We start from the raw sequence: 13,595 nt of genomic DNA, 5'->3' as shown, positions 1-13,595 counted from the left end.
TCAGCATCAATGATCTGTTCAGCTTTCAATGGAATCACTTCCTTCTATTGATAATGCACGCGTTTGGACATCATTTTAAAGTAGATGATAGTTAGTACTCCGACAATGAACAGTAGGATGACTCCTGCCGCAGAAGCGTAACCGATTTTGAAGAACCGGAAACCATATTCATAGATATAATAAACTAGTGTATTCGTTGTGTTGACTGGTCCCCCTTGCGTCATGATCGCGATCGTTTCGAAAACCTGAAAAGATCCGATCATATTGATGATCACCAGGAAGAAGATCGTAGGTGAGAGCATGGGAAGTATCAATCTGTAGAAAGTGGTCCAAGGTTTGGAGCGATCAAGAGCTGCCGCTTCGTAGATGTCCTTTGGTATGCTTTGCAAACCAGCAATAAATACCAAGGTATTGTAGCCAAGCCCTTTCCAGACAGCAACGATAACTAATGAAATCAGTGATGTCTTTTGAGAGGAAAGCCAGGCGAGCTTAGCAAAACCAAACAAACCGATAAACCAGTTTAACAAGCCATATTGCGGGTCCATCACCCATGCCCATATCATCGAAATGGACACCCATGAAACGATATGCGGACTGAAGATCGCACCTTGTACAAAACTTGAAAACACACTCGTTTTATTCAGCCACAGGGCTAACAATAAGGAGAGTCCAATGATGAACGTGACCGTTAAAACGGTGTAGATGGACGTATTTGTTATTACTTGTATAAATTCTTTTTCCGTTAAGAGATCCGTAAAGTTCTGCAACCCAACAAAGTTCTTATTAGGGCTAATAAAATTCCAATCAAACATACTTAAGTACATCATATAGATGATTGGATATATAAAAAATATCGAAAACACAGTAATTGCTGGAGCAACCATCGTATACGGACGCAGCTTTTCCCATAATGTCATATTAAACACCGCCGCCAGCAACAAGGATTCTCTCTCGTTGTACATGTCTGGATATATCCCGAATTCTTTGACCATTTAAGTCAAAATAGTAAAGCTGATCATAAGGAATCAATGCTTTAATATGATCATCCGTTTCCAAGGAGGTAAGGAAGGTTTTTACGAAAAACGTTCCCATATTGGAATCGATTTGATAAATATTTTCTGCCCCTAGGCTTTCTCTCGTAATAATTTCTCCTTCAATTACAAATCCGTCTGTATAGTCCTTCGGAGACATCAGCACTTGCTCAGCCCGGAAGCCGATAGAGCCGATTTCCGAAGTTGTCTCCACCTTTAACCCTTGTACATGACCATAATCGAATATATTCATAGCCGGGGTACCGATAAACTGTGCTGTGAACACATTAACCGGATCGTTATAAAGCTTCAAAGGTGAGTCCGTTTGTTGAATAACACCTTTGTTCATGACAACGATCTCATCGCCCATCGACATGGCTTCCACTTGATCATGGGTTACATAAACAAAAGTACTGCCCAGTCTCTTATGAAGTTGAATCAGTTCCGTTCTCATTTGGTTGCGCAGCTTAGCATCCAGATTGGAGAGCGGTTCATCCAAAATAAATACCTTCGGTTTCTTAACCATAGCCCGCGCTAATGCAACCCTCTGCCGCTGTCCTCCGGATAAGTTTTGCGGTTTTTTGTCCAGATGAGGAGTTAGCGCGACGATTTCGCAAATATCGCGGATTAAGGTTTCCCGTTCCATTTTGGGTACTTTTCTGTTCTTGAGTCCGAATTCTATATTTTCACGCACAGTCATCGTTGGATATAACGCATAGTTTTGGAAAACCATGGCCACATCCCTAAGCCCTGGTTGTGTATCATTTACACATTTGTCACCAATCCATATTTGTCCTTCGGTCTGTTTTTCAAGTCCCGCAATCATGCGCAAGGTTGTTGATTTACCACAACCGGATGGGCCAACAAGAACCGTAAACGATCCATCTTTGATCGTAAGATTTAGGCCGCTGATAATCGTTTCTTCTTTAAACTTTTTCCCAATGTTAACTAGTTGGATCTTTGCCATACGTTCATCTCCTTTACATTTTAACTTGTATACGAAGTCATAACTTGTCTATGTTCCTGAATAGCCTGCATCAGCTGCATTAATTCATCTAAGGTATGCAAGTGTAAATCCCATTGCTTTTCGTCACCAGTCTGGTAAGGAGTAATGAAGCATGTTCGGCCGCCAATTTGTTTGACAGGATATAAATCGTTCCACGGATTATCTCCGATCGATAGGATTTCATGAGGAAGATATCCCTGCTCAAGTAATGACTCGATGAATTTTTTTATACCAAACGGTTTATCAGCACCACAATAGATTTCATCGAACATATGGTGTATTTGCATATAGTGCAAAAATTCGATACCGGATTTTTCATACGTATTGGTCATCAATATCTTTTTATCTACAGCTGTCAGGTTCTGAATGGTTAGAAACAAATCTTTATGAAGCTCAAATTGATACGGCTCAAGGACCATTTCTTCACGTACTCGTTCAAAAGCAGTTTTCATTTTTTCTTCAGAAATCTTGTATGTATGACGAATTGTCCCAACAACTCCCCATGGATCCCCCATATAGATGAGATTGGAATCATAGAGAGATAAGGATCTATACTTCTCTGCAAACTCTTGCCCTTCAAGCGGGGTACCCTCTGAAGTAAACCCTTGGACAAAGCTGCCAGCCTGTTGGACAAGCACTACGCCATCTAATTTATGATAAAAATGGCCTAGTTTAATCGGATGATTACCGGATAATAGGTTTCTCGATGCTGTTATTGAGGCGTCAACCTTCTCTTCATACTCCGTACCTTCTAATAAATAGCGGATGTAACGGTCCATGAAGGTATCTTCTTGGTAGAGAGTTCCATCCATATCAAAAATAACGACTTTAATGTTAGATAACCATTCCACAGGTAAGCTCAACCTTTCTTCTTGGTGATTTGAGAGCAAGCCAGCTTCCAGCTTCAATAGAAAGAGGCTGGCCTGCTCTCATGGAATGAACTGGGAGTCCTTCCCAGTCTGGTGATTACTTGCTCAACAATTTATTCGCTTTTTCCGCAGCTTCGTTCATGGCATCTTGCGGTTTTACATCCTTTTCAAGGATGGCTTTCGTCATAGCGTCAATGATCGTTTTCGAAACTTCTGCATAGGCATTCGCGTTCGGACGAAGTACTGCGTACTGTAATTGATCGGAAGCTACTTTGTATTGTGGAAACTCTTTATAGTAGTTTTGCAACTCTTCGCTTTGCAAAGCAGATAGACGGTTAGGCAGGTATCCAACATATTTATGTTGGTAGATCGTGTTTTCCTTCGATGTCATGAACTTCACGAATTCCCATGTTGCTTCTTTTTCAGCATCTTTCAGCTTGGAAGTGATCGCCAATTGACATCCGCCTGTTGGAACTCCATACGATTTATTAGCAGGCATAAAGTCGGTTGCCATTACAAAGTTATTTCCTTTAGCAACCTCTAAGCTTGCAGAAACACCCGCAGTAGATCCGATCTTGAAAGCTGAAATCTGGTTGGTCCAATCCTTATCTGCGTCAGCACCAGCCGTCTTTCCTACAACAAACTTGATCAGACCGTCATCGGACATCTTCTTCCAAAACTCTACCGGCGCGACACCTTCAGCCGAGTTGAAAGTGGCTTTTTTCCCATCTTCGCTTAGTACCTTACCACCGCTTTCAGCAACGAGTGCCTCATATTCCCAAACACCTACTGCCATCGTCATCGGCGTCTTCCCTTTTGATTTCAGAACGCGGGAATACTCCTCTAATTCCTTCCAGTTTTTCGGACCGGCAGGATCCAAACCAGCATCTTTTAACATCGTCACATTTTTATAAAAAATCGGAGTACTTCTCATAAATGGAATCCCATATAGCTTGCCATCCACATAGGCATTCCCCATCAGACCCGGATTGAAATCCTTAATATTAACTTGCGCCTCATCCCTTGCTGCCAGAGGAGTCAAATCTACAAGCATGCCTGAACGTGAGAAAATCCCGGTAGATGCAATTTCAAGGTCAAAAACGGCAGGTGCGTTTCCAGCAGCAAATGCAGCTTGCACTTTCGCATGAAGATCATCGTAGTTGCCTTGGTTTGCTTGCTGAACTTCAATTTTGTTCTGTGACTCATTGAATTTCTTCACCAGGTTTTGTTTTGCTTCTTCAATTTTCCCACCGTTTGCAGTCCAATATTTAATGACGATTTTGCCTTGTGGAGAGGAAGCCGTACTTGCTGAACCCGAAGCAGCCTTGTCTCCTGCTCCACCTGTTCCGCATGCTGTAAGCATGATGATTGAACTAACTGCAAGAATCGATACCAATTTTTTCTTAAACATTTGTAGTTCCTCCCAATTTTTAGTATGGATCCAAAAAGAAAGAAGCCTAAATCAACCGCCGACTTAAAGTCGGCCGCTAATCAGGCTTCTCCACTACTCCAACCTACTGCTATTTACTTGTCTGGCTTTATCATAATCGACCAGTATTAAATGAGTGTTAAGTAGTTGTTAATATTATGAAAATTACTTCATCCAATATTTCGAATCATCTTTTCTTCTGTGGAATACGTTTCTCGCCATAAATCCGATTTCGAGGTAGATACCGCCGTTGCTCCATTTTTAAATCCATCCATGACATGGCTTCGTTCGTACACCAAACCGCCTGTAATGATTGGAATGGTTGTGAACTTCTTGAGCTCCCCGATCATTTCTGGAATTCGTGCTGGCATAACCTCAATGATGTCAGGTTCAACGTGAGTAAGGCTTTTGGATATGTTCTCCACCCCTTCCGTGTCCACTAGGAAGAAGCGTTGAATGGTAAGCAACCCCATTTTCTTCGCTGTTTTGACAACATTCGTTTTCGTGGTAATAATCCCGGTCGGTTTAATCACTTTGGCCAAGTAATCCATCCCATAGGAATCGGTACTTAAGCCGCCTATTTTCTCCAAGTGAAGGAATACAGGCAGTTGGTGCTTATTGAACAAATCGACATAGCCTTTTATAACGCCGATATGCCCAGTTAAGAGAAAGACGCCGCTTAATTGGTTTTTAAGTGAGAGGGCAATTTCGATTTGTTTTGGCTCCTTGATGGAAGCCACCATGCGGTGTGTGCTTAATCTTTCAATAAACAAACTGCCTTCATCATTCTTAAGCCTAATCATCCATCAAGACCTCCCCGGATAAGAAACTATACTTGTTCCGCTTCTATTCGTAAAGAGACTGTGCATTCCCGATCTGAATCTACACCGCGTGCGGTAGGATTATGTCTAAAATGCTTCATATTGTTGTACAACATCTCAACATTCTCTGTAAGGGCTGCATCCGTTAAATCAATAGCCGTAATACGGATTTCATCTTGCTCAACGTCCACGATCCGCAAACCATGCTGATCCAAACAAGCCGATAGTTGAACAAACGTCCAGTTATTTTGCTTAACAATAGAATCAATGTGCGTATGACCGTTAAAGTAAATCCCTACGCCCTCTTTCTTGCTTAAAATCTTCCACATATCAATGCTTGGGTGAATAGAACCTTTATCTTTATTGGAGTTAGTTGTTGTATTATGTACTGGATGATGAGCGAAAACTAAGACAGGTTTCGTCCCAGATGCTGTTATGACATCTTCAAACCATTGCATTTGCTCTTCGTCAACCCAGCCTCCCCAATCCTCGAAATCCATTTCTTTTGCTGTATCTAGAAATACGAGCACGGCCTTGTCACTTACTACTGCGTGGTAACGGTTTTGACCCGTAATTTCGAGAACTTCCCTTCTTGTTTGAGCATACAGATCATGGTTGCCCAAAGCATGATAGAACGTTCTATCACTTTTTCGTAGTAAACCATAGACTTCATTAAGCTCCGAGGAGTGCCCATAATTCGTTAAATCCCCCAAAGAGATATGAGCATCACCTTCCAATTCTAAAAAGCGTCCCAATAATGTTTCATAGAAACCATTACGTGCCTCTAACCAACCAGGAATTGTTTCATCAATTTCGTGATAATGTAAGTCTCCCATTAATACTAGCTTCATAAGATCTCTCCTTCTCTCACTTCAAATTTGATGTTACCATTCTCATAGTAATCATAATTAAGGAGTATTAAATCTATTTACAATTTCATTTATAAATTTTGTAAATTCTTTACTTGATTTTTCCAAAAGTCATGATTAACCCTATTTAATTTGTAAAATTAAACAAATATTTGCATGGGGAGAGTAGTGAAATTCCCTTGACAACCGAGTGCTTTGTAGTAATATTGAACGTAATCGAATATAATGATTTTTCTTATCAAGAGTAGGTGGAGGGACTAGCCCGATGATACCCGGCAACCGACAAACCTTTGTTTAGCAAAGGGATGCACGGTGCTAATTCTTGCGGAAACGCTTGTGAAGCGAATCTGGGAGATAAGAGCGAGGCTATGACTTTGAATTCCTATGACCTTTCTCTGTTTCCAGAGAAGGTCATTTTTGCTTTTTCGAGCTATTCCACTTGTTTAAAGGAGTGACAAGATGTCGATTGCCATAAAAAATTACATGACGACAGATGAAACAGTTGAATCTCGCCAGGATATTCCTCCCCTTCATCCTATTTTGCTGCATTCAAAAATCAAGATTACCCGAATAGAGTGTTTTCGCTATGACAACGAACTTGCAAAAAAGTTGCAGCTTGGAAATGAGGCCGATGATATCTGCGGACTAATTGCTATCACCACAGATGCAGGAGCCGTTGGCTTCAGGGAATTTGCAATTCCTTCAAGCAGCTTGAAATGCGATTTGACTACGTGGGTTGCTCTTTTTCAGCGAATAAAAGGCCTGACTTTGACCGAGACTGTGAACTATGCTGAGCGAAAACAAGAGGCCTGGGGACCCGTAAGATTAGATTTAATTGAGTCTGCCATTATGGATTTAATTGGAAAGTTAGGGTCACCCTCAGCAGACAACAAGGATCAAACAAATATCTTGGATCGGGCCTATTTATTCAACCATACGCAAGCGTATATTTCCTTCTAGTACGTATGCCCGTCAGCTCCCGTGGTGGTTAAATTAAAGTTCACTTGCATGCGCTTGAATTGAACGTACAGGAAGATGCCCGATGATAGCGTGATGATGCCTGACCAAAAAAACCAGGCCTGCACACCGAAGTTGCTCACGATCAAGCCTGCCAGCGAGAGCCCAATTGGTGCGGAGAGCAACGTGACACTCGTCACCAGAGAGATGACGCGCCCCAGAATCTCGGGTTCGAAAGACCGTTGAAGCATTGCCGCATAAGGGCCATTGAAGAACGGGGACATCATCCCCATGATGGTCGAGAGGATGACGAAGAAGATGAACAATCCTTGGCCAATCACACCAATAGCTACGCAGGTTAGGCCGATTCCGAGCATACTTAGGCAAATATACGAAATGTCCTTCAAACGAGAACCGAGCATGGACAGTAGAAACGAACCTACGATCATCCCGATACCGAATAAGCCATCAACGATGCTAGCACTATAACCCCCTCGACCAAAATGCGTCAGGGTCATCAAGGGAAATAAGGTAGGAAGCGGCATGATCGCAATACCGAAAATACCGGTGCCAATGGTAAGCAGAACAATTGGTTTCACCTGAATGAAGGCATTCCAACCGAATTTGAACTCGCTAAAAAAGGATGGTGTGGTCGGGGGTGAAACTGCCTTTGGCTGGCGAATTTTTGTAAACAGAAGCATGATATTAGCGATCAAAGCGCCAAATACATCCAGAAACAGCAGGATTCCCAGAGAGGTCGCCGAGTATACGGCAATGCCAAGCACAGGCCCTGCTATCATTGAGAACGAATTAATTAATTGCTGCCAGCCAGCCACCCTAGTCAGTTGATCTTCTGGAGCAATGAGCGGAATCGCTGCCTGGAATGAGGGAGCATGGAACGCAGATGCTGTTGAGCGGATCAGCAGGATGACATAAACAAATACCAAACTCGGATCACCCAAATAATAATAGAGGCCTAATGCTAAGCTAAAAAGAGCAATCGTCCCATCCGCTGCAATCATCGTCTTCTTGCGATTCCAGCGATCTAGCCACACGCCGATAAAAGGGCCAAGGATGACTTGCGGCAAAAATCCCGCAAGCCCGGCGATCATCAGGACAACGGCAGACTCGGTCGTTTTCGTCAAATGCCAAATGATCGAGAATTGAACCATGGACGTAGTCAGAATCGAGAAAAGCTGTCCGCTAAAGATTAGAGCAAACGTTTTTTTCCATTGCTGTTGCATGATTTTAGCCTCCAATAGTCCTCTATAACATCCTATGGAGGTATTTCACCATACAACCAACTTCCACCTTCTCCTGGGTAAAAGAAATTTCATAAAACTTAGCGGAATTCCGCTAAGTGTTTCTCTTGAAGGAACACATGCATCTTTGAAAGGAGTAAATCTTCTTGTCAGATACCGCTAAATCAAACAAAAATGGCCATCTCTGGCTCATTACAGCTGTCGCTTTGGGTACGTTGCTCAACCCATTGAACACAACCATGATTTCCGTCGCTTTTTCCAGGCTGCAGGAAGAGTTTCATGTCACGTATGCCTCGATTTCTTGGCTCATAGCAACCTACTATGTGGCTAGTGCTGTGGCACAGCCTGTCATGGGCAAGGTCGGCGATTTATTCGGTCGCAAAAAAATCTTCATGCTTGGACTCGCCCTCATCACCGTCTCCTCCATGCTGGCGCCACTATCAACGAGCTTCGGCTGGTTAATGACTTTTCGTGTCATTCAAGCGATCGGCAGCTCCGCCCTGTTCCCGAATGGCATGGGCATCATCCGCTCGGTCATCACGACGAATCAAGCGAGAGCGCTTAGTGTCATGTCGGTGTTCTCCTCGACCTCTGCAGCGCTAGGTCCATCGCTCGGAGGATTTTTAATTCAATATAGCGACTGGCCCTCTATTTTTCTCATTAATTTTCCGTTTATAATCGTTTCTTTCGTGCTTGCTCTCCGAATGATGCCTAAGGACACACCACGGAAACACTCCGCTGCGGGAGCTCTGGATATTACGGGCATCGTCTTCTTTACCGCGCTGATCTTCAGTTGGCTGTTCTTTTTCTTATCGTTCAAATCAGGTGTCAACTGGCTGTTGCTACTGCTTAGTCTAGTGCTCAGCATAGGTTTTTATTGGTATGAAGCCAAGCGAAAACAGCCATTTATCGATGTCCTGTTTCTTAAGCGGAACGTCGATGTTTGCTTCGTTTATTTGCAATTTATTTTAGTGAATATTGTATTTTACTCAATTATGTTTGGTATCCCTTCCTATTTGCAGCAGGTGCGGCATTATAACGGGCAACAAGTGGGATTGATCATGTTATCTATCTCAGGTTTTGGTATTCTAGTCACCCCCATAGTGGGCAGATGGATTGACCGTTCCGGTTCGCGAACGCCACTGCTGGTCGGTACGCTATTCGTTGTGGCTGGAACCTCCCTGTTGTTAACCATTCATGATAGCTCCACAGCGGTTTGGATCTTTATTTGCTTATCTGTGCTCGGCATAAGCAACGGATTTCAGAATCTTGGGCTGCAAACAGCCCTGTATTCCTATGTGACAACGGCGGAGACTGGCATTGCCTCGGGGATGTTCATGACTTCGCGTTTTATGGGAACAATATTATCCTCAAGCCTACTTGGAACGGTTTTCAGCAGTCAAATCACGACCGAGCACTTTCACAGCTTAATTATCGGCTGCGTTATTATCAGCGTGTTGATGCTTCTATTGTCTCTTCGTATGTTTGTTAGAGGGAGAAGCGGTGCCGAGCAAGTCCAGTCGCAGTAACTTTATCATAAGGAAACGGTACATGAGGAGGAGTGTGCGATGAATATAAGCAATAACCAAACTGTAACTTTGGGTATGGGGTGCTTCTGGAGTCCTGATGCTTTGTTCGGGCAGCTGACTGGCATCACGAGAACGCGTGTGGGATTTGCAGGAGGAACGACAGAGAACCCGAATTACAGGCAAATGGGAGATCACTCTGAGACCGTTGAAATGGATTACGATCCAAGTATCGTGAGTTTGGAGACCATCTTGCATGTGTTCTGGAGCAACCATAATCCAGTAAATATAAATGATTACAAAGGCCGGCAGTACAGATCATTGGTATTGTATCGTGACCCGATTCAGATGGATATCATCCATAAAGCCATGGCTGACAGCGAGGAACAAGGAAATGGCAGACCGGACACCGATGTTGCTCCCTTTACCGGCTTTTATCCTGCTGAGGAGAGACATCAGAAATACTATTTGAAACGGTATCCCGATGCGCTGGACAAGCTGAAGCCTCTTTTTCCAACCGATGAAGATCTGACAAACGCAACTTTGGCTGCACGGTTAAACGGACTTGCAAAAGGTTATACGAATATGGATAAAATCATCAATGAAATCCGGACTTGGCTAATTAGCAGTGATGAGCAAGAAGAGATCATTCGACTTATCAAACGAATAAAATGGTAGCGAAAGATCACCTTCAGCAATGAGAAAAAGGCAACCGATCTATGTAGATGGGCTGCCTTTTCCTGTTAATTGGTATATGTATTCTTCACACGTTTGGAATTGATAAAATAGGGGATCCATATTAAACAAGTGACAAATGATTTAACAATATTTCTACCTTGTTCCCCCATAAGTTCGTGAGTGGCCATTTCCTCCATGGAGTTTGAAATAAAATAATAGCCAATATTAGCAGCAAAATTAATCAGATAAAAATTTATCACCATATATTTCAATAATTTCTTTCTTTTCAAAATAAGGTATCCAAGGAATACGGGGAAAATCACATAAAATAAATTTAAAACTGTTTCATAGATGATAACAAAAGAATATTTCCAGTTTTCTTCATACAATTGCAACATACGTCCACTTTGGTAAACGGGCAGTATCGTATCTATCAAATAGTATAAGGAGCTCCCGAATGTTAATAAGAAACCTAACGTTACCAAGTAAAGCCAGCCACCAAAACCATATGGCTTAGCCTTGTCCTCTATGGGTGGTACTATTTCTGTGTTTGTCATTGAGTCCCCCATCTATCTTCTCCATCTGCTAACATTTTGTTTCAAAAAATGGTTCCTGTCAATCAAAAACTCCGGCACTCCTCTTCACATAAACGACAAAGACCCGCAATAAATTGCGAGTCTTTTTTGTATAGCTAGCCCTGCTGATTATATCCGTTGCCGATACCGGGAAAAGAAGGTGGCCGCGACACATACCCCGTATAGGACGCTTGCGGATGTTGCGCCGCTTGCGGTGGGTAGCTGTCATACCGCGCCTGATGTTGATGCGAGCAATCGACTGGCGGCCCGATCGTAACTGTGCCCTTGATCGGAGCTAACGCCTGCGTTATCAACGCTTGATCCAAGCAGTATGTATGAGCGAGCATGTTTCTTGGTGCCAGCTTGAGGAAGTCGGATACCGCGATGAATTCCGGTACAGGCGCATCGAAGATTGCAAGTAGATGCGTATCGTCTTCGGTAGCCATCTCCCAGTGGAACCAGCCCTGGGGAATATTAGCTACCTGGCCGGGCGTAATATTGAAGTTAAGCACCATTTTGGTGAACGGATTCAGGAGGGACACCACTGCCGCGCCTTGAATGCAATAGACGAGTTCAGATGCGTTCTGATGAACATGCGGTTCAATCACATTCGCTTTGGATAAATAAATATCGAGCAGTGAGACGTTGCCCAGCGTATTCAACTGCTGAATACCCAGCGAGTTAATGAAATTGTTCGCATCCTTTGTGAATGAACGATTGTTCTTCAGATCGTAGAAATATTGCACGTTTGGAGAAGTGAAATCCATATAGGATACAGCCATACGCTCAGCCCCCCGATTTTATTATCATCTTTACTAAGCGTATTCCACTGCATCTACCCCCATGACTAATGCACTTTATTCCGGGTCAACTTTCATTACATACAGCAAATCCATCCCCAAAAATAACATCAAAACTGGCTTGTTCGCATGCTTTTCCAATTTTTGAATACATTTAAATATTCGATAAACAGGAGGACACAAGTCATGTCACAACAGGGGCAATCGTTCATGAGAGGTACGCTGGTTTTGTCTGTCGCTGCTTTCATCAACCGTATCCTCGGTTTTATCAGCGGTATGTATATCGCTCGCGTACTGGGCGCCGAGGGAATCGGTATCTTGATGATGGCACATCCACTCGTCCCACTCGTCATTACGATTACAGAACTTGGATTGCCGGTAGCCATTTCAAAGTTGGTCGCAGAGGCCCACGCTCGTGGTGAACGGATGAAAGTGAGACGCATTCTTCATGTCTCACTTGCTGTCACGGGGTTCTTGAGCATAGCGCTCACAACCATAACGCTACTTGGATCAGAGTGGATCGCATCCATCCTCCTAAGTGACCAACGTGCTTATTACGCGATGCTCGCCATAACGCCAATCGCACCGATTGTTGCTGTCTCCGCCGTTTTAAAAGGATATTTCCGCGGCGTGCAGCAAATGAAGACGATCGCCGCTTCCGATGTTCTGGAGCATACCGTTCAAATTGCCTGCGTTCTTGCGCTGGTCCACCTATTGCTGCCATATGGCGTCGCTTATGCGGCTGCTGGAGCAATGGCTGCCTCAGTCATCAGCGAAGCGATCAGCCTCCTCTTCCTGGTGACAAGCTACAAGCTATTCGGCGAATCTAAGATGCCAGGCGAAACTTGGGCAAGCCACCTGAAACAAGGAAGAAGTACACTCGGCGAACTGCTTCAGATCGGACTTCCGACCACTGGTCACGGCATTATTCATTCGTTATACAGCACCTTCCAGCCGCTTCTTATCACAACGAGCTTAGCACTAGCAGGTGTCGGCACGGTGCTCGCCACAAAACAATTCGGCATGCTGGCCGGCTATGCATTTCCACTGCTGTTCATGCCAAGTTTCATCACGCAGTCCTTGTCCACCGCGCTCATTCCTGCAATTGGCGAGGCAGCGGCGAATAAGAACAGCCTTCTCATCCATGAGCGGATGAATCAGGCTTTGAACTTGGGGCTTCTGATTGGCGCACCAGCAACCGTTATCCTGTACGAGTGGGCGACCCCGCTAACGACACTTGTCTATAATGCGCCCGAGGCAGGATTGCTTCTGAAAATACTGGCACCGATGTTTTTCCTGCATTATTTCGACGCACCACTTCATGCGATTCTCCTCGGACTCGGTCGCGCACAAGCTACGCTGTGGAATTATGTAATAGCTACCGCATTCAAGGCTGTCACGATCTACGTTTTAGGTAGTCAACTTGGTATTATTGGTGTGGCTTACGGCATCGGTATCGGCATTGTGGTACAAACGCTGCTGAACTTCTATTCCATCTCCAACTCAATCGGATTCTATTGGAATATTCGTCCTTATGTCAAAGTTGTGATCAGCATGATGCTGATGGCAATATGCGGTCACTGGATCTATCAATATGTTACCAGCCATGGTATGTCGCAGGTCTGGTGTGTAACCACCTCTATCTTCTGTTCCTTGTTTATCTATTTCGCCGCACTCGTATTCACTGGTACATTGAATTGGAAAAGCGCGCGTCACCGATTCTCAATTCCCTGGTAGCAAAAAATAGACCCTCAGCAACCGGCTGGGGGTCT

The 13,595-nt window shown here is 43.9% G+C and carries 13 protein-coding genes and 1 riboswitch; of the genes, 4 read left to right on the top strand and 9 right to left on the bottom strand.

What is annotated here, in order from left to right; translation table 11 throughout:
• Positions 1 to 44 precede the first annotated feature (44 nt).
• From AC58VC_RS19285 to AC58VC_RS19260, 6 genes are all read right to left on the bottom strand, one after another.
• Positions 45 to 917, bottom strand: a complete 873-nt coding sequence (locus tag AC58VC_RS19285; RefSeq protein WP_497370447.1) for a carbohydrate ABC transporter permease — start codon at positions 915 to 917, stop codon at positions 45 to 47.
• Between the two features lies 1 nt (position 918).
• Positions 919 to 1,998, bottom strand: coding sequence for an ABC transporter ATP-binding protein (locus tag AC58VC_RS19280; RefSeq protein ID WP_497370446.1), 1,080 nt, complete (start codon positions 1,996 to 1,998; stop codon positions 919 to 921).
• A 20-nt stretch (positions 1,999 to 2,018) separates the two neighbouring features.
• Complete coding sequence (locus AC58VC_RS19275) at positions 2,019 to 2,945, bottom strand: HAD family hydrolase (protein WP_497370445.1); 927 nt, start codon at positions 2,943 to 2,945, stop codon at positions 2,019 to 2,021.
• A 58-nt stretch (positions 2,946 to 3,003) separates the two neighbouring features.
• The gene (locus AC58VC_RS19270) at positions 3,004 to 4,317 is read right to left on the bottom strand and encodes an ABC transporter substrate-binding protein (protein ID WP_497370444.1); all 1,314 of its coding nucleotides are present in this window, start codon (positions 4,315 to 4,317) and stop codon (positions 3,004 to 3,006) included.
• A gap of 188 nt (positions 4,318 to 4,505) precedes the next feature.
• Complete coding sequence (locus AC58VC_RS19265; protein ID WP_497370443.1) at positions 4,506 to 5,138, bottom strand: glycerol-3-phosphate responsive antiterminator; 633 nt, start codon at positions 5,136 to 5,138, stop codon at positions 4,506 to 4,508.
• A 26-nt stretch (positions 5,139 to 5,164) separates the two neighbouring features.
• Complete coding sequence (locus AC58VC_RS19260) at positions 5,165 to 6,007, bottom strand: metallophosphoesterase family protein (RefSeq protein ID WP_497370442.1); 843 nt, start codon at positions 6,005 to 6,007, stop codon at positions 5,165 to 5,167.
• Positions 6,008 to 6,257: 250 nt separating this feature from the next.
• A riboswitch (SAM riboswitch) is annotated at positions 6,258 to 6,386 on the top strand.
• A 98-nt stretch (positions 6,387 to 6,484) separates the two neighbouring features.
• Between AC58VC_RS19260 and AC58VC_RS19255 the strand changes: the two genes are divergently transcribed.
• Positions 6,485 to 6,985 (top strand): hypothetical protein, encoded by a 501-nt coding sequence (locus tag AC58VC_RS19255; protein ID WP_497370441.1) that lies wholly within the window; start codon positions 6,485 to 6,487, stop codon positions 6,983 to 6,985.
• On the opposite strand, the gene AC58VC_RS19250 is transcribed toward AC58VC_RS19255, so the two are convergent.
• On the bottom strand, positions 6,982 to 8,226 hold the full coding sequence (locus AC58VC_RS19250; protein ID WP_497370440.1) for an MFS transporter: 1,245 nt from the start codon (positions 8,224 to 8,226) through the stop codon (positions 6,982 to 6,984). The genes AC58VC_RS19255 and AC58VC_RS19250 overlap by 4 nt on opposite strands.
• Before the next feature lie 164 nt (positions 8,227 to 8,390).
• Here AC58VC_RS19250 and AC58VC_RS19245 point away from each other — a divergent pair, with 164 nt between their 5' ends.
• A complete protein-coding gene (locus AC58VC_RS19245; protein ID WP_497370439.1) occupies positions 8,391 to 9,773 on the top strand; it encodes an MFS transporter in 1,383 nt (460 codons plus the stop codon).
• 39 nt (positions 9,774 to 9,812) lie between these two features.
• Positions 9,813 to 10,448: a peptide-methionine (S)-S-oxide reductase MsrA gene (locus AC58VC_RS19240; RefSeq protein WP_497370438.1), complete on the top strand. Its 636-nt coding sequence runs from the start codon at positions 9,813 to 9,815 to the stop codon at positions 10,446 to 10,448.
• 65 nt (positions 10,449 to 10,513) lie between these two features.
• On the opposite strand, the gene AC58VC_RS19235 is transcribed toward AC58VC_RS19240, so the two are convergent.
• Entirely contained in the window at positions 10,514 to 11,005 is a 492-nt protein-coding gene (locus AC58VC_RS19235; protein ID WP_497370437.1) for a DUF2569 domain-containing protein, read from the bottom strand.
• A 134-nt stretch (positions 11,006 to 11,139) separates the two neighbouring features.
• Entirely contained in the window at positions 11,140 to 11,805 is a 666-nt protein-coding gene (locus AC58VC_RS19230) for a cupin domain-containing protein (protein WP_497370436.1), read from the bottom strand.
• 204 nt (positions 11,806 to 12,009) lie between these two features.
• Here AC58VC_RS19230 and spoVB point away from each other — a divergent pair, with 204 nt between their 5' ends.
• Positions 12,010 to 13,560, top strand: a complete 1,551-nt coding sequence (gene spoVB / locus AC58VC_RS19225) for a stage V sporulation protein B (protein ID WP_497370435.1) — start codon at positions 12,010 to 12,012, stop codon at positions 13,558 to 13,560.
• The last annotated feature ends 35 nt before the right edge of the window (positions 13,561 to 13,595 follow it).

The organism is Paenibacillus sp. J22R67 (assembly GCF_059692175.1).
Note: the sequence above shows the minus strand (reverse complement) of the source record. Positions and strands in the feature narration are given on the sequence as shown.